Consider the following 16912-nt stretch of genomic DNA (forward strand, 5'->3'; position numbering starts at 1 on the left):
CACTGGACGCATGCCTGAGGTTTTTCTCGTGCCTGATATGAAGCTTTTTGCTGGTAACGCCACCCCGGAACTAGCACAACGTATTGCCAACCGCCTGTACACCTCCCTTGGTGACGCCGCCGTCGGTCGTTTTAGCGACGGAGAAGTAAGCGTACAAATCAACGAAAATGTACGCGGTGGTGATATTTTCATCATCCAGTCCACCTGTGCGCCAACCAATGACAACCTTATGGAATTGGTTGTTATGGTAGACGCCCTGCGCCGTGCTTCTGCAGGTCGTATCACCGCTGTTATCCCTTACTTTGGTTATGCTCGTCAGGATCGTCGTGTGCGTTCTGCCCGTGTACCAATCACCGCGAAAGTGGTTGCTGACTTCCTCTCAAGTGTTGGGGTTGACCGTGTTCTTACCGTGGACTTGCACGCAGAACAGATTCAGGGCTTCTTCGATGTTCCTGTAGATAACGTCTTCGGCAGCCCAATTCTGCTGGAAGATATGCTGCAAATCGGCCTGGAAAATCCAATTGTGGTTTCTCCAGATATCGGTGGCGTTGTGCGTGCTCGTGCTATCGCAAAACTGCTCAACGATACCGACATGGCTATCATCGACAAACGTCGTCCCCGCGCTAACGTTTCCCAGGTTATGCACATCATCGGTGATGTTTCCGGCCGTGATTGCGTACTGGTTGACGATATGATCGATACCGGCGGTACTCTGTGTAAAGCTGCTGAAGCGCTGAAAGAACGTGGTGCAAAACGTGTGTTTGCTTATGCAACTCACCCGATTTTCTCCGGCAATGCGGTTCACAACCTGCGTAACTCCGTTATCGACGAAGTTATCGTATGTGACACCATCCCACTGTCTGATGAAATCAAAGCACTGCCAAATGTCCGCACCCTGACTCTGTCCGGTATGCTGGCTGAAGCAATTCGCCGTATCAGCAATGAAGAATCAATCTCTGCGATGTTCGAGCACTAATCGAACTCGCATAAAAAAACCCGCCACGGCGGGTTTTTTCTTTTCTATCACCTGCCTTTATGACAGTTGATGCGCTCACGGATGGAATCAAAGTGAAAACCGTATCTTCTTCTGTATTGCCTTTCCGCGCCCTGGTAGACGCTTGCTGGCGTGAAAAATACACCGTGTCCCGCTTTAGTCGCGACGTTATTGCCGGAATTACCGTGGGGATTATTGCCATTCCACTGGCGATGGCGCTGGCTATCGGTAGCGGCGTAGCACCTCAATACGGCCTGTATACCTCGGCTATCGCCGGGATTGTCATTGCCTTAAGTGGTGGCTCACGCTTTAGCGTTTCTGGCCCTACCGCGGCTTTTGTCGTCATCCTTTATCCGGTGGCACAGCAATTTGGCTTGGCCGGTTTGCTTATCGCCACGCTAATGTCAGGCGTATTTCTGATCTTATTTGGGCTGGCACGATTTGGCCGCCTGATTGAATACATTCCCCTTTCCGTGACGCTTGGCTTTACTTCCGGGATTGGGATCACCATTGCCACCATGCAGGTAAAAGATTTCTTTGGCCTCCAGCTTCCCCATGTCCCCGAACATTATTTGAATAAAGTGGCGGCGCTGGCGATGGCAATGCCGACCCTAAATCTCGGCGATGCGGCAATAGGTGTGGTCACACTTGGCGTGTTAATTCTCTGGCCGCGACTGGGCATCCGTTTACCGGGCCATTTGCCCGCACTGTTAGCCGGTTGCGCTGTCATGGGGATTGTCCATGCGATGGGCGCAGACGTGGCAACAATTGGCTCACGCTTCCACTATGTGCTCGCCGATGGCACGCAAGGCAATGGAATTCCGCAGCTGTTACCGCAATTGATGCTGCCGTGGAATATTCCCAATTCAAACTTCACGCTAAGTTGGGATTCGTTAAGCGCCCTGCTCCCGGCGGCATTTTCGATGGCCATGTTAGGTGCGATTGAATCTCTACTGTGCGCAGTCGTATTGGATGGCATGACAGGCACCAAACACAATGCCAACAGCGAACTGATAGGCCAGGGGCTGGGCAATATTATTGCCCCATTCTTCGGCGGGATTACCGCTACCGCCGCGATTGCCCGTTCCGCCGCCAACGTACGCGCTGGTGCAACCTCGCCGATAGCCGCCGTGATTCATGCGCTGCTGGTAATTATGGCGTTGTTGGTGTTAGCGCCGTTGCTGTCATGGCTGCCGCTTTCTGCGATGGCCGCCCTGTTGCTGATGGTCGCATGGAATATGAGTGAAGCGCATAAAGTGTTAAGTCTGCTGCGTCGCGCCCCCGCAGATGACATTATTGTGATGCTTATCTGCATGTCATTAACGGTGTTGTTCGATATGGTGATCGCCATCAGCGTGGGCATTGTATTGGCCTCGCTGCTGTTTATGCGCCGCATTGCGCGCATGACTCGACTGGCGCCTGTAAACGTCCATACGTCGGAAGGTGTGCTGGCGTTGCGCGTAACCGGTCCGCTGTTCTTTGCTGCGGCAGAAGGATTATTTAATGACCTTGCCCAACGTATTGAGCAAAATCACCTGATTATTTTGCAGTGGGATGCGGTTCCCGTCCTCGATGCAGGTGGACTGGATGCGTTTCAACGTTTCGTCGAGAAGCTGCCGGAAGGTTGCGAATTACGGGTGACGAATCTTGAATTTCAGCCGTTGAAGACACTTGCACGCGCTGGCGTGAAACCTATTGCAGGCCGCCTTGCTTTCTTCCCGGATATTCAGGCTGCGCTGGCTGAGTAAAATTGAGATCAAAAAAAACGGTTCTGTATCAGAACCGTTTTCTACAATGCCCTATACCCAAGAACTTCAAAATGTAGGTAGGCGGCAATCGAATGAATCCCGATGAGCTTACTCAAGTAAGTGATTCGGGTGAATGAGAGCAGCCAACAACCCTACAGTTTAAAGGGCGATGGGTATTAACTGTGGCGATGGTTATCATCACGACGACAACGCTTATCAAAGTGGCGAACCCACCAATAACGGTCGCCGATTTGTTCGTGCCCACCCACACGCGCACCAGCTAACCAAAGAACCGCACCAACAAAGATGCTCAAAACAGCACCGTGGGCGAAGTATTGCGGGAAGTTAAACTGTGGGAGTTGGTTTAAAATGGAGTAACCGACACCACCCACCATGACGACAAGCCCCAACCCCATGAAAATATTGCCGAGTAACGAAGCGTTTTTGCGTTTCATATGTCACCTCCGGGTGTTACTGGGTCGGCGGGGAAAATCCCCATTCCTTGTGTGTAAAGTATAGACAACACCGCTTCGGATTATGTGCGTCAGTGATCACAATTACGAACGAAGGACTACAAATATTTACAAATAACTCGCTGAATAGCATGCAATTACAATGGTTAACCATGGGAACTATTCAATAGTTTGGGTAGCGGCGCATTGCCTCTTTGTCATCGTGACATCGGCGCAGTAAACTACGCGGCTCTGGTCTGTTTTCAGGAAATTAAACGTGAGCATTAAATTAATAGTTGGCCTGGCAAACCCAGGTGCGGAATATGCGGCGACTCGCCATAACGCTGGGGCCTGGTATGTGGATCTGCTGGCACAGCGCCATAACCAGTCGCTAAAAGAAGAGAGCAAATTCTATGGTTATACCGCACGCATAAACCTTGCAGGTGAAGATGTTCGCCTGTTGGTGCCAACCACGTTTATGAACCTCAGCGGCAAAGCTGTCGGCGCGATGGCTACCTTTTTCCGCATTGCACCAGATGAAATCCTGGTTGCGCATGATGAGCTGGATCTCCCTCCTGGCGTGGCAAAATTTAAACTCGGTGGCGGTCACGGTGGCCACAATGGTCTGAAAGATATCATCAGCAAATTAGGCAATAACCCAAACTTTCACCGCTTACGTGTCGGAATTGGTCATCCAGGTGATAAAAACAAAGTTGTTGGTTTCGTACTGGGTAAACCGCCGCTGAGCGAACAAAAGCTGATTGACGACGCGGTAGACGAAGCAGCACGTTGCACCGAAGTTTGGTTAAAAGAAGGGTTAACCAAAGCTACCAACCGCCTACATGCCTTTAAGGCACAATAACGCATGTGCGGCTGTTAGGCAGGATTTCTGCCCCCGTTATATAGCGTTTGGGTGTATAATGGGGAAAGTTACGATCATTTTATCAATGAGGTAACATTAACTCATTGAATATCAAGTCATTAAGGTGAATTAAACCATGGGATTCAAATGCGGTATCGTCGGCTTGCCGAACGTTGGTAAATCAACCCTGTTCAACGCGCTCACCAAAGCGGGAATTGAAGCAGCAAACTTCCCGTTCTGTACCATTGAGCCGAACACTGGTGTGGTACCGATGCCGGACCCACGTCTGGATAAACTGGCCGAAATCGTTAAACCACAACGCATTCTGCCTACAACCATGGAATTCGTTGATATCGCCGGTCTGGTGAAAGGCGCGTCCAAAGGTGAAGGCCTGGGTAACCAGTTCCTGACCAACATTCGCGAAACCGAAGCTATCGGCCACGTTGTACGTTGTTTTGAAAACGACAACATCATTCACGTGAATAACAAAGTTGATCCGGCTGACGATATTGAAGTTATCAATACCGAACTGGCGCTTTCTGACCTGGACACCTGCGAACGCGCTATTCACCGTGTACAGAAACGCGCTAAAGGCGGCGATAAAGACGCAAAAGCTGAACTGGCCGCGCTGGAAAAATGCCTGCCGCAGCTCGAGAACGCAGGCATGTTGCGCGCTCTGCCTCTGACAGATGAAGATAAGGCAGCCATCAAATATCTGAGCTTCCTGACCCTGAAGCCAACCATGTATATCGCTAACGTCAACGAAGACGGTTTCGAGAACAACCCATACCTCGACAAAGTCCGTGAAATCGCTGCGGCTGAAGGCTCTGTGGTTGTAGCGGTGTGTGCAGCCGTTGAATCTGATATTGCAGAGCTTGACGATGCAGATCGTGACGAATTCATGGCTGAGCTGGGGATTGAAGAACCGGGTCTGAATCGCGTCATCCGCGCCGGTTATGAGTTGCTGAACCTGCAAACTTACTTTACCGCTGGCGTGAAAGAAGTGCGTGCATGGACTATCCCTGTTGGTGCTACTGCCCCACAAGCGGCGGGTAAAATCCACACCGACTTCGAAAAAGGCTTTATCCGCGCTCAGACTATCGCGTACGAAGATTTCATCACTTACAAGGGTGAGCAAGGCGCGAAAGAAGCCGGAAAAATGCGTGCTGAAGGTAAAGACTACATCGTTAAAGATGGCGATGTAATGAACTTCCTGTTCAACGTCTAATTCCCTTTCATGTCCACGGTACTTGATACCGTGTGCTGACAGAGTCAATAATTCAAAATCCACGCGAAAGCGTGGATTTTTTTATATTCTCTCAAGCGCTCCCATTACGGCACCACATATATTTTATAAAATCACTTCTACTGGAACAGAATGGCCATTTATGGACAGAGTTAAAATATAAAAAAACTATTAAGTTCAACATTTAAAATCTGCGAGACACAACGAAAAATAAAAAATCACGCCATTTAAATGATTTTATTAAGGCGTCATTATCGTTGACGCAATAATTAGCCAACCCTATAATCCAGAGCTCACTGCGAAAGCGGTCTTCGTCATGTAATTACAATGCGCTAACATTAAAAAAACAATGTGCCACTGATGTATTCATGTAAGCAACAATAAATAACAGTTTATATATTTTAGTTTCCCTCTTGAGCCTTCTTTAATCACTTTAAAAGAGTACAAATAGAACAATGGTTGATAAAGAGCTCATTCATCATGACGTTGTGCCGCCTTCAAAGAAGGAGTTCAATATACAAGGGAAACATCACTGGTATCATTCGATTACCGGAAAAGTGGCAGTTTACTTGATGCTGGGGGTGTTGATTGCCTATGGCGTCGGTTCTGGTGCCGGTTTTTTTGAAGTGAATCGCATTTCTCACGAGCAATGGTTTAAGCAGGCTGCTACCAATTCACAAATCACCAGTTATATCATTCGCAATATCTACACTTCCGTTTCCGTTAAATCCAATAGCGAAGGTCAGGTCGTCGCCATTGAATCCGAAAGGCCACTATGGGATGACGAGAGCATGATCCAGACGGGTTTTAACCCAGCTGACATTCTCACATTGGTTTCAACACAAACCCATAATCCAACGTGGCTATTGTTTTATGACGATAAAAACGGTTTTATCGATACTCAGTCAGAACAAAGAATAACCACGACTGATGATAAAGCGGGCCACTTTGCGTTAAAAAAATATTACCGCGGATTTGCCACGCTCAACGGGAAAGATTATTTCGTCGGTTCGATCCCCATCGTTAATTTATCAGGCACAACCATAGGTGCAGTGGTGACCAGTATCGGTGAACGTGATGCACTTTCAGCCACCCATAATCAATTGTTAACACACACCTTGCTAATGTTGATATTGATCCTCGTCGTGACGGTGTTGGTGGTTAATTGGCTGGTGCGTAATCTCTTTCGCCCGGTTCCCCGCCTTATCCAGGCAGTGAGCTTGATAGCCGATGAAAAAACCGATCAGGTCACCCCATTCCAGTCTCAAGACGATGAGATAGGTGAACTGGCAAAAGCGATTGAAAAGTTGCGTGTTGCCATGGTTGACCGTGGCTATTTGCAGCGCATGCAGGAGATGGCGCAAAAAATGGAGTACATAGCGCACCATGATTCCCTGACGCAACTGCCCAATCGAGTTGCCTATCGAAACTCCATCGACGAAAGGTTGATCAAACTGAGATCCGAAGGGAATCTCTTTAATCTTTTGCTGATCGATTTAGACCACTTCAAGCCTGTCAATGATACTTATGGGCACGTCGTTGGCGATGAACTGCTCATCGAATCCGCTGCTCGTTTGTGTGCACAACTTGGCGAAGGTGATATGGCCATCCGACTCGGTGGCGACGAATTTGCCATTCTTCAGCAGGTCAATGGCGACGCAATTTCAGAAGCCCAAGCGCTGGCGGAAAAAGTGTTAGCCGCCCTGAATACGCCCTTTGTATGTAGCGGGCATACTTTTGCCATCAGCAGCAGTATCGGGATTTCTTGTGCACCACAGCATGGTCTAACCCGTGAAGATTTGTTCGCCCACGCCGATCTCGCGCTTTACTCCTCTAAAAGCTTCGGCCGCAACTGCTTCCACTTTTATACTCAAGGCATGGCGATGACACCATCTCACGACATTCCCGTTATTCCAAATGAGTCACACATATAAAAAAGGGAGAAAGATAATTTTCTCCCTAAATACATCCATATTTATTACATCAATTGCAGAATCATGCAGAAAGACATTCCGCACAAGACACCATATAACAAGTTGTTCTGTGCTGTTTTACGCACACGTTTCTGAGAATGGATGGTGGCATCTTCCAATCTTTTACGTACGCTGCGAGAAGCCTGAACATGGTGCGATATTACATCTTTTGAACAATGTCGGAATCTAGCGATATCATCCCGAATAAACTCATCGACAACACCCTTGTTAGCTTTGAGTTCGCGGACAATTCCTTCCAGCATTTTTTCCATGCCTTTTACCCGCAGGACAACATCTTCTTCCATTTCCATTGGCAACATAATCCAAATCCGTGATTAATAAGAACACTCAGAGGTAATTCATTTACCTCCCATCCATTGCACAATAATAATGTCGTTAAGAAATAACCTAATCAAGCTTATAAACATTAATAAGCCTTAAGTTGAAAAGAATTCAAGTGAATCGATGTTTAAATGTTCATCTGTGAATGATTAATTAATCACGCTCTCCATTTGTTATTTTGTTATTACTCTTGGGCAACAAACGAATATCTTCCGCACGTCGTTGGCATACGGTTATCCACCTGAGCAGCCATGCTAATTCAGTCAGCGTTAAGAGTTAGTGTCTGGGGGTTACACGCTGTGCCAGGGTAGAAAGATCGCTCTCCGGGAAAGGGCTTTCCATCGCAAAGTTCCATTCATGCGCGGCACAGATGCCATCACTTCCACCCTGGTCTTCACATGCCGCAATTCGTTTTGCGGGGGCGTTGGCGCAAGCAAGTAAGAAAACCACCACAATAACACTGGGAATTATTAACTTAATCATTACAAAAATTTTTCACTAATGAGGGAGAACGGGGAACAGAATCCCTATTCTACGCAAATAAATTTTAATAAATCATTTAAATTTGATATTAATAGTTGAGGCGCTGACTGCGCTTTGTTGATGACGTACACAACTCCTGCTTAACCTCATCAATTTTTTAATACTCATTTAACGCACTGATAACACATCGGTGTATTTGTGTGCATTCTAAATTTGAAACAGCGTTTTTAATTCCTTTCGTGGCAAGTTGCCCCTATAATATGCGCGATCCCCACTTGAATGGTTTCAGCGCATTGAACTGTCCTACTACACTAAAAAGTCATCAATCCCTTCGACAGGCTGAACCGCAAGCACACTTTCCTCTGCACGCTTTATTTCTGTCACCTATCCTTAGTAGCGGGTGGCACTTGAACAATACCAGCATTTGTTTGCGCTCCGGCGCCCGTATCGACCGGAACCGAATTTTCACAATCCTTCTCAACTTACAGATAAGACTGTCATGAAAAAGACTAAAATTGTTTGCACCATCGGTCCAAAAACCGAATCCGAAGAAATGCTGAGCAAAATGCTTGATGCAGGCATGAACGTAATGCGTCTGAACTTCTCCCACGGTGACTACGAAGAACACGGTCAGCGTATCAAGAACCTGCGCAACGTCATGGCAACTTCAGGTAAAAAAGCTGCAATTCTGCTGGACACCAAAGGTCCTGAAATCCGCACCATTAAACTGGAAGGCGGCAAAGACGTTTCTCTGAAAGCAGGCCAGACCTTCACTTTCACCACTGACAAGACTGTTGTCGGTAACAGCGATATCGTTGCTGTGACTTACGAAGGTTTCACCAGCGACCTGAACGTGGGCAACACTGTACTGGTCGACGATGGTCTGATCGGTATGGAAGTGACCGCTATCGAAGGTAAAAACGTTGTTTGTAAAGTACTGAACAACGGTGACCTGGGCGAAAACAAAGGCGTTAACCTGCCAGGCGTTTCTATCGCTCTGCCAGCTCTGGCTGAAAAAGACAAACAAGATCTGATCTTCGGTTGCGAACAAGGCGTTGACTTCGTTGCTGCGTCCTTTATTCGTAAACGTTCTGATGTGGTTGAAATCCGCGAGCATTTGAAAGCTCACGGCGGCGAAAACATCCAGATCATCTCTAAAATCGAAAACCAGGAAGGCCTGAACAACTTCGACGAAATCCTCGAAGCTTCTGATGGCATCATGGTTGCTCGTGGTGACCTGGGCGTTGAAATCCCGGTTGAAGAAGTTATCTTCGCGCAGAAGATGATGATTGAGAAATGTGTTCGCGCACGTAAAGTTGTTATCACTGCAACTCAGATGCTCGACTCCATGATCAAAAACCCACGCCCTACTCGCGCAGAAGCGGGTGACGTGGCTAACGCCATCATTGACGGCACCGATGCAGTCATGCTGTCTGGTGAGTCTGCTAAAGGTAAATACCCACTGGAAGCTGTGACCATCATGGCAACCATCTGTGAGCGTACTGACCGCGTGATGACCAGCCGTCTGGACAACAACCATGACAGCCGTAAACTGCGCATCACTGAAGCAGTTTGTCGCGGTGCAGTTGAAACTGCAGAAAATCTGGAAGCTCCAGTGATTGTTGTTGCAACTCAAGGCGGCAAATCAGCTAAAGCTGTGCGTAAATACTTCCCGAATGCAACCATTCTGGCGCTGACCACCAACGAAGTGACTGCTCGTCAGTTAGTTCTGAGCAAAGGTGTGATTCCTCAGCTGGTTAAAGAAATCGCTTCTACTGATGATTTCTATCGTCTGGGTAAAGAAGTTGCTTTGGAAAGCGGTCTGGCTCGCAAAGGCGACATCGTAGTGATGGTTTCTGGTGCTCTGGTACCAAGTGGTACAACCAATACTGCATCCGTTCACGTACTGTAAAATTACTGCGAACGAATAATTTGCTTTAAAAGCGCCTTCGGGCGCTTTTTTTATTCGCTTTAATAGCGATTGCGAACTAAAAATCAAATAGGCCTGATCTATTTAAGTCTGATTTTACTAAGAAGAATCCGATTAAAATCCCCTGTTTTTTCTATTTTTTTTAGGTTTTACCCTCAGTTCGGTGTTTCTTTGAGCGAACGATCAAATTTAAGTGCATTCCCATCAAAAATTTATTCTCAAGATAAAAAACTTTGTGTAATACTTGTAACGCTACATGGAGATTAACTCAATCTAGAGGGTATTAATAATGAATCGTACTAAACTGGTACTGGGCGCGGTAATCCTGGCTTCTACTATGCTGGCAGGTTGTTCTTCTAACGCTAAAATCGATCAACTGTCTTCTGACGTTCAGACTCTGAACGCTAAAGTTGATCAGCTGAGCAACGACGTGAACGCAATGCGTTCTGACGTTCAAGCTGCTAAAGACGACGCAGCACGCGCTAACCAGCGTCTGGACAACCAAGCTCACTCTTACCGTAAGTAAGAGTACTTGTATTAAAATGGCGCACATTGTGCGCCATTTTTTTTGCCTTAATCTCCCGCACTCAGAACCTCTCTAATTCATCACCACACTACTCTGCCCACTTACCATGCTCCCACTGCCTGTGGTCGTCCTGACGCCCTGTATCGGAGTAATATTCACCGGTTGTGATGGGACACCTTGTGGCGCATTGACCAGTACCGGATAACCCGCACGCCTTACGATGGCACTATCCACCTGCGCTTTGTCGCTCAACGGGTTATCGATAAATGAACCAAAGGATGCGGAAATTGCAATCGGGACGGTTTGTGGATTTTCCCAATCATTGCGCGATAGCGGCTGATGCACTTCAACATAACGCCTTCCATCCGGCTCTGTGGTGAATTTTACGGGCTCATTAATGATCTGCACGCGAGTCCCCACGGAGACCTGGCTAAACACGGCCTTGATATCGGGTGCACGCATACGCATACAACCCGAGCTCACACGCAAGCCAATGCTATTACGCGCATTGGTGCCATGAATCAGATATTCACCCCCACCCTGTTCCAGACGCAGTGCGTAGCGCCCGAGAGGGTTATTTGGCCCTGCTGGCACCATCGCAGGCAGCGTTATGCCTTGCGCTGCTGAACGTGCTCGGATATTTGCCGTTGGCGTCCAGGTCGGATTAGGGATCCTCTGGCTGACACGAGTCACCATCACTGGCGTTTCTCTTCCAAGCTGCCCAATACCCAGCGGATAAACTTCAACACGATTCTGCCCCGGCGGATAATAATACAACCTCAACTCAGCAAGATTGATAACAATACCCACGCGTGGTGCATCCGGTAGGATCATTTGCGACGGTATCGTTAATTCGCTGCCAGGTTTTGGTAACCAGGGATCAACGGTATTGTTTGCCTCAATCAGCAGTAACACACCGGTATTATATTTCGCGGCGACTGCCTCAAGGTTTTTACCGTCATTCGGAACAATGTAGGTTTGATTTTCACCTATTATTCGGCTACCCGGAGGGGGTAATAAATAGTCAACAGCCCATGCTGACTGGCTAGCAGCCAGAGCACTTATCAAAACTAATGTTATTTGAGAGAACGCGCGTTTCATACTGAATTCCTGTATTCACCGGCTAAGCGCCGGAATGCTGAAAGCCGTGCGAGGCAATAAAATTACCTCGCGTTAACAGGATGAAAGCTGTTCTTTGAGTTTAGCTAAGATTGGCGGCTTTGGTGCGGATTGCGCGGATCATTGCTTCAAGCCCTTGGGAGCGAGACGGTGTAAGATGCTGAGCAAGCTCAAGTTTCTCAAACCATGGGCGCACATCAAACACGACAATATCCTGCGCCGTCATCTGTTGGTAGAGAATAAACACGATTGCAATCAGCCCTTTGACGATGGCTGCGTCACTGTCACCCTCAAGCGTCATGACACCATCAGGCTGTTGGTGCATCACAATCCACACCTGGCTCTGGCAGCCCTGAATGGTATTTTCAGCGATGCGTTCACTGTCAGGGAACACCGGAAGCCGTCCGCCGAGTTCTATGATGTAGAGGTACTTGTCTTCCCAGTTGCTGCACCGACTGAAATTTTTCAACAACTTTTCTTTGTCTGGCAAATTAGCCATGGCTTTCTCCCTGTTAGCCCAGCAGACGATGAATGCGCTGCAAACCTACCACCAGGCGATCCACCTCTTCTTCAGTGTTATACATGGCGAACGAGGCGCGGCACATCGCTGGAACCTGGAAGAACGCCATTAATGGCATCGCGCAATGGTGTCCGGTACGAACCGCAACGCCATAGTTATCGAGAAAACTCCCTACGTCATAGGCGTGATGTTTGCCCAGATTAAACGCGATCACACCGAGGCGTTGATCCGGGCCATAAATCGTCAGGTCTGGAACCGCTTTTAACGCCTGCTGCGCATACCGCATAAGCGATTGCTCGTACTCGCTCACTTCGGTCAAATTAAGGCTCTCGATATAGCGCAAGGCGGCACCCAGCCCGATAATGCCTGCGGTATTAGGCGTACCGGCCTCAAAACGCCACGGTGCGGCTGCGTAAGTGGTGCCAGCGGTCAGACTGACACTCGCAATCATCGATCCGCCCCCTTCCCACGGTGGCATGTTTTGCAGGATTTCCTCGCGTGCATACAGCACACCGATACCCGTTGGGCCATAAATTTTGTGGCCGGAGAACAGATAGAAATCACAATCCATCGCCTGCACGTCGATGGCGTGATGCATGATGACCTGTGCGCCATCCACCAGCACTTTCACCCCAGCCTGATGGGCGATTTCAATCATCTCCTGCACGGGGTTTTCTGTACCCAACACGTTCGAAACCTGGGTAATCGCCAGCAGTTTGGTATGTTCGTCAATCAGCGTCGGGAACACGTCCAATTGCAGCGTACCGTCCTGATTAAGCGGGATCACACGTAATGTTGCACCAGTATGCTCGCAGAGAATTTGCCATGGCACGATATTGGCGTGGTGCTCCATAGTGGAAATAATAATGTTATCTCCAGCATGGATATTGGCGCGCCCCCAACTATTGGCGACCAGGTTAATGCCCTCGGTCGTACCGCGAACAAAAACAATTTCTTCCGGCGTTCGTGCATTAATAAAGCGTGAAACCTGGTTGCGCACATTCTCCATTAACTGTGTCGCTTCCGCGCTCAAAGTATGAATGCCGCGATGTACCGCCGCGTAACCATGGCTGTAAAAATCCAGCTCCGCGTCGATAACCGCCTGCGGTTTTTGCGCGCTGGCGGCGCTGTCTAAATAGACCAGCGGCTGCCCGTTCACTTCACGGCTCAAAATGGGAAAATCAGCCCGCACCCGTTCGATGGAAAAACTCATGCTTCTCCCCCTGCAAAGCGCTGGCCGATCCTCGCCAGCACTTGCTGTTTCAATGCTTCGTCGCGAATATTTTCCGTTAGCTCTGCGGCAAAGGCATAAATGATCATCTGCATTGCAGCCTGCTCTTTAATCCCGCGCGAACGCAGGTAGAACATCTGTTCGTCATCGATGCGGCCAATGGTGGCTCCGTGGCTGCATTTCACATCATCGGCGTAAATTTCCAACTGCGGCTTGGTGTCTACTTCCGCCAGGCGCCCGAGCAACAAGTTGTTGTTGGTCATCTGCCCGTCAGTTTTAATCGCATACTGAGCCACTTTTATCATGCCGTTAAACACCGCCCGGCCTTTGTCACGGACGATAGTTTTATGCAACTGACGGCTGTTGCAGTAACCCTTGTTGTGCTCAAGCCAGGTGCGGGTGTCGCACACTTCGTTATTAATTGGCAGCGCCAGGCTGTTGATGCGTAATTGAGTGTTTTCACCGTTAAGTTGCGAACTGGTGTTATGGCGCAGCACCGCCGCCCCAAGCAGAAAGCTGTTGCTCTCAACCGTAGCATCCTGGCCGATAACCACATCGTTATGAGCGAAGTGATAACTTTGCGCGTTTTCAAACGCCAGTTTGTAGTGATGCAATTGGCTGTTTGCCGCCACATCAGCGGTAAAACGAGCCCCGGTAAAATGGGCGTGCTCATCAAGGCTGACGAAATGTTCAATAACTGTCGCGCAAGCCCCTTCGCCAAGCGATAAGTGATGACGATAGTGCGCGGTATTCATCTCATCCTGCGCACTGCCACGGCTGACATGCATGAGCAGCAGAGCTTTCGCGGGGTTGTCATTACGGGAAACGCGAATGTGCGTCACCCTTTCAGCAAGACTTTCGGTAAGGTGCAAAAACACCTCGCTCTGCACCGCAGCAGGCAACGACGCTCGCTGGGTATCAATGGTGATATCGAACCCGCTGTTGGACAGATCGTCGCTCAACTCGGGGCTAAATCGCCCATCCACAAACACCAGACGCCACGCGTCCAACGGCAATGCCAACGCGTTACGTTGAATTTCGCTTAACGCTTCCGATGCAGGCAACACAAACTGGTTATTGAGCAACCCTTCAAGCGGTGTGTATTTCCAGTTCTCATGTTTGCGCGTTGGCAGCCCGAGGCGCAGCATTTGCTGCATATGTTCCTGGGCTTCTTTGCTGCGCACTGAGCCCTGTGTTTCAAACAGGTGGTGCCACTGTTGCAGAGCGTTGCCGTTACTGCTGTTCGGTAAGCCAGCCATAACCCTGCTCCTCCAGTTGTTTCACCAGACTGAAATCTCCTGATTTCACAATCCTGCCCTGATAAAGCACATGGACAAAATCAGGTTTGATGTAGTCGAGAATACGCTGATAGTGCGTAACGATGACAAAAGCTCGGTGACCATCGCGCAGTGAATTCACCCCTTCAGCAACAATTTTCAGCGCATCAATATCCAGCCCCGAATCTGATTCATCCAGAATGCAAAGTTCGGGTTCGAGAACCGCCATTTGTAGAATATCGTTACGCTTTTTCTCACCACCAGAGAAGCCTACGTTCACCGAACGGCTCAGTAAGTCTTCCGGCATTTTCAGCAATTTGATTTTTTCTTCCATCAAGTCCTGAAAATCGAAACGGTCGAGTTCGTCCAGCCCACGGTATTTGCGCACCGCATTCAGCGCAGTCTGCAAAAAGAACTGATTACTCACGCCAGGAATTTCCACTGGGTACTGGAATGCCATGAAAATGCCTTCACCCGCGCGGTCTTCCGGCGATAACTCCAACAGGTCTTTGCCTTTAAAATGCACCTGCCCGCCGGTAACTTCGTAATCTTCGCGCCCGGCAAGCGTGGCAGAAAGCGTACTTTTCCCTGAACCGTTCGGCCCCATAATCGCGTGCACTTCGCCAGGTTTTATCTCGAGACTCAAACCGCGCAGGATCTCTTTGTCCTCAACGCTTACCTGTAGGTCTTTAATGCTCAGCATAATTTTCCCTTAATTCTTATCCGACGCTGTGTTCGAGGCTAATCGCTAATAATTTTTGTGCTTCCACCGCGAATTCGAGCGGTAATTCCGAGAACACATCTTTGCAGAATCCATTGACGATCATTGAAATCGCATCATCCTGCGCGATTCCGCGTTGCAGGCAGTAGAACAACTGGTCTTCCCCGATACGCGAGGTGGTCGCTTCATGTTCAAGCTGAGCGGTGTTATTGCGGCATTCGACATACGGGAAGGTATGCGCGCCGCTGTCTGGCCCGATGAGCATGGAGTCGCACTGGGTGAAATTACGGGCGTTGGTCGCAGTTGGCATGATTTTCACCAGTCCGCGATAGCTGTTCTGGCTGTGTCCGGCTGAAATTCCTTTGGAGATAATCGTCGATTTGGTGTTTTTGCCGATGTGGATCATCTTGGTACCGGTATCGGCCTGCTGGTTTCCTGCCGTCAACGCGACGGAGAAAAACTCGCCGATGGAGTTATCACCGCGCAATATCACGCTGGGGTATTTCCAGGTAATAGCCGAGCCGGTTTCGGACTGCGTCCAGGACATTTTGCTGTTTGCCCCTTCACACAACGCACGCTTGGTCACGAAGTTCAGGATCCCACCGGTATTGCCGTCGCCCGGGAACCAGTTTTGCACCGTGGAATATTTCACTTCCGCGTCTTTGTGAATGATGACCTCCACAACTGCAGCGTGCAGCTGATAGCTGTCGCGCACCGGTGCGGAGCACCCTTCGATGTAGCTGACGTAGCTGCCTTCGTCCGCCACTAAAATCGTGCGTTCGAACTGACCGGTTTTTTCGGCATTAATCCGGAAATAGGTCGAAAGCTCCATCGGGCAGCGCACGCCTTTTGGCACATAAATAAAAGTGCCATCAGATGCTACCGCCGCATTCAGCGCCGCGAAAAAGTTGTCGTTACTCGGCACCACGGTGCCAAGATATTTTTGCACCAGATCCGGGAACTCATGAATCGCCTCACCAAAGGAGCAGAAGATAATCCCCTGTTCAGAGAGTTTTTCACGATAAGTCGTCGCGACCGAAACCGAGTCAAAAATGGCATCCACGGCCACATTTGAACCTTCCCGCACCGGCACGCCGAGTTGGTTAAACGCTTCTTCCACTTCGCCGGTCAAATAAGCGTTGCCTCCCGGCTGTTGAACCGCTCCGGGCTGGGATTCGCAATTATCGTCGCAGCTGCCGCACGAAGGGGCTGAGTAATAGCTGTAATCCTGATAGTTAAGTTTTTCGTAATGCGCTTTCAGCCAATGAGGTTCTTCCATCTCAAGCCACGCACGATAAGCGCTCAGGCGAAATTCCAGCATCCATTCAGGCTCATTACGACGCGCAGAAATAGCCCGCACCACGTCTTCATTGATGCCGTGTTCCAGTTCGTCAGTTTTGAGCTGGGTGAAAAAACCTTCTTTGTACTGATGGCCGCCCGCCCAGGTTTTCACTTCTTCAGTCGTTTCAGTGTTACGTGACATAATTC

17 protein-coding genes are annotated in these 16912 nt (G+C 49.1%); 8 read left to right on the forward strand and 9 right to left on the reverse strand.

Annotated features, from left to right (window positions below):
- Nucleotides 1-28: 28 nt before the first annotated feature.
- Together prs and dauA are read left to right on the forward strand one after the other, a co-directional pair.
- Complete coding sequence (gene prs / locus OH773_RS12330) at nucleotides 29-976, forward strand: ribose-phosphate diphosphokinase (protein WP_008454180.1); 948 nt, start codon at nucleotides 29-31, stop codon at nucleotides 974-976.
- 92 nt (nucleotides 977-1068) lie between these two features.
- Nucleotides 1069-2742: a C4-dicarboxylic acid transporter DauA gene (gene dauA, locus OH773_RS12335; protein ID WP_270139056.1), complete on the forward strand. Its 1674-nt coding sequence runs from the start codon at nucleotides 1069-1071 to the stop codon at nucleotides 2740-2742.
- A 176-nt stretch (nucleotides 2743-2918) separates the two neighbouring features.
- Here the strand turns inward: dauA and ychH are convergent, their stop codons facing one another.
- The gene (ychH, locus tag OH773_RS12340; protein WP_270139058.1) at nucleotides 2919-3197 is read right to left on the reverse strand and encodes a stress-induced protein YchH; all 279 of its coding nucleotides are present in this window, start codon (nucleotides 3195-3197) and stop codon (nucleotides 2919-2921) included.
- A gap of 274 nt (nucleotides 3198-3471) precedes the next feature.
- On the opposite strand from ychH, the gene pth reads away from it, so the two are divergent.
- The 3 genes from pth (at nucleotide 3472) to OH773_RS12355 (ending at nucleotide 7236) form a co-directional block, all read left to right on the forward strand.
- A complete protein-coding gene (gene pth, locus OH773_RS12345; RefSeq protein ID WP_270139060.1) occupies nucleotides 3472-4056 on the forward strand; it encodes an aminoacyl-tRNA hydrolase in 585 nt (194 codons plus the stop codon).
- A 136-nt stretch (nucleotides 4057-4192) separates the two neighbouring features.
- Nucleotides 4193-5284 carry a redox-regulated ATPase YchF gene (gene ychF / locus OH773_RS12350; RefSeq protein WP_270139062.1) on the forward strand — a complete coding sequence of 364 codons (1092 nt, stop codon included), beginning with the start codon at nucleotides 4193-4195 and terminating at the stop codon, nucleotides 5282-5284.
- Nucleotides 5285-5757: 473 nt separating this feature from the next.
- Nucleotides 5758-7236: a diguanylate cyclase domain-containing protein gene (locus tag OH773_RS12355; RefSeq protein ID WP_270139064.1), complete on the forward strand. Its 1479-nt coding sequence runs from the start codon at nucleotides 5758-5760 to the stop codon at nucleotides 7234-7236.
- A gap of 44 nt (nucleotides 7237-7280) precedes the next feature.
- Here OH773_RS12355 and OH773_RS12360 read toward each other — a convergent pair whose 3' ends face one another.
- On the reverse strand, nucleotides 7281-7595 hold the full coding sequence (locus tag OH773_RS12360) for a hypothetical protein (RefSeq protein ID WP_270139066.1): 315 nt from the start codon (nucleotides 7593-7595) through the stop codon (nucleotides 7281-7283).
- A 298-nt stretch (nucleotides 7596-7893) separates the two neighbouring features.
- Nucleotides 7894-8100: a hypothetical protein gene (locus tag OH773_RS12365; protein WP_270139068.1), complete on the reverse strand. Its 207-nt coding sequence runs from the start codon at nucleotides 8098-8100 to the stop codon at nucleotides 7894-7896.
- Nucleotides 8101-8360: 260 nt separating this feature from the next.
- On the opposite strand from OH773_RS12365, the gene ynhH reads away from it, so the two are divergent.
- From ynhH to OH773_RS12375, 3 genes are all read left to right on the forward strand, one after another.
- Nucleotides 8361-8603 carry a protein YnhH gene (ynhH, locus tag OH773_RS22440; RefSeq protein WP_442865683.1) on the forward strand — a complete coding sequence of 81 codons (243 nt, stop codon included), beginning with the start codon at nucleotides 8361-8363 and terminating at the stop codon, nucleotides 8601-8603.
- A complete protein-coding gene (pykF, locus tag OH773_RS12370; protein ID WP_183271700.1) occupies nucleotides 8600-10012 on the forward strand; it encodes a pyruvate kinase PykF in 1413 nt (470 codons plus the stop codon). The genes ynhH and pykF overlap by 4 nt, the downstream gene beginning before the upstream one ends.
- A gap of 307 nt (nucleotides 10013-10319) precedes the next feature.
- Nucleotides 10320-10556 (forward strand): major outer membrane lipoprotein, encoded by a 237-nt coding sequence (locus OH773_RS12375; RefSeq protein WP_034455915.1) that lies wholly within the window; start codon nucleotides 10320-10322, stop codon nucleotides 10554-10556.
- A 72-nt stretch (nucleotides 10557-10628) separates the two neighbouring features.
- Here OH773_RS12375 and ldtE read toward each other — a convergent pair whose 3' ends face one another.
- The 6 genes from ldtE to sufB all read right to left on the reverse strand — a co-directional run bounded on the left by ldtE (nucleotide 10629) and on the right by sufB (nucleotide 16907).
- Nucleotides 10629-11657, reverse strand: coding sequence for a L,D-transpeptidase LdtE (ldtE, locus tag OH773_RS12380; RefSeq protein WP_270139072.1), 1029 nt, complete (start codon nucleotides 11655-11657; stop codon nucleotides 10629-10631).
- 100 nt (nucleotides 11658-11757) lie between these two features.
- Complete coding sequence (gene sufE, locus OH773_RS12385; RefSeq protein ID WP_270139074.1) at nucleotides 11758-12174, reverse strand: cysteine desulfuration protein SufE; 417 nt, start codon at nucleotides 12172-12174, stop codon at nucleotides 11758-11760.
- Nucleotides 12175-12187: 13 nt separating this feature from the next.
- The gene (gene sufS / locus OH773_RS12390) at nucleotides 12188-13408 is read right to left on the reverse strand and encodes a cysteine desulfurase SufS (RefSeq protein WP_270139076.1); all 1221 of its coding nucleotides are present in this window, start codon (nucleotides 13406-13408) and stop codon (nucleotides 12188-12190) included.
- Entirely contained in the window at nucleotides 13405-14685 is a 1281-nt protein-coding gene (gene sufD / locus OH773_RS12395) for a Fe-S cluster assembly protein SufD (RefSeq protein ID WP_270139078.1), read from the reverse strand. Before sufD ends, sufS begins: the two co-directional genes overlap by 4 nt.
- The gene (gene sufC, locus OH773_RS12400; protein WP_270139080.1) at nucleotides 14660-15406 is read right to left on the reverse strand and encodes a Fe-S cluster assembly ATPase SufC; all 747 of its coding nucleotides are present in this window, start codon (nucleotides 15404-15406) and stop codon (nucleotides 14660-14662) included. Before sufC ends, sufD begins: the two co-directional genes overlap by 26 nt.
- Before the next feature lie 16 nt (nucleotides 15407-15422).
- Nucleotides 15423-16907 (reverse strand): Fe-S cluster assembly protein SufB, encoded by a 1485-nt coding sequence (gene sufB, locus OH773_RS12405; protein WP_270139083.1) that lies wholly within the window; start codon nucleotides 16905-16907, stop codon nucleotides 15423-15425.
- Between the last annotated feature and the right edge of the window lie 5 nt (nucleotides 16908-16912).

It is taken from the genome of Buttiauxella sp. WJP83 (genome assembly GCF_027594725.1).
Taxonomy (GTDB): Bacteria; Pseudomonadota; Gammaproteobacteria; order Enterobacterales; family Enterobacteriaceae; genus Buttiauxella; species Buttiauxella selenatireducens.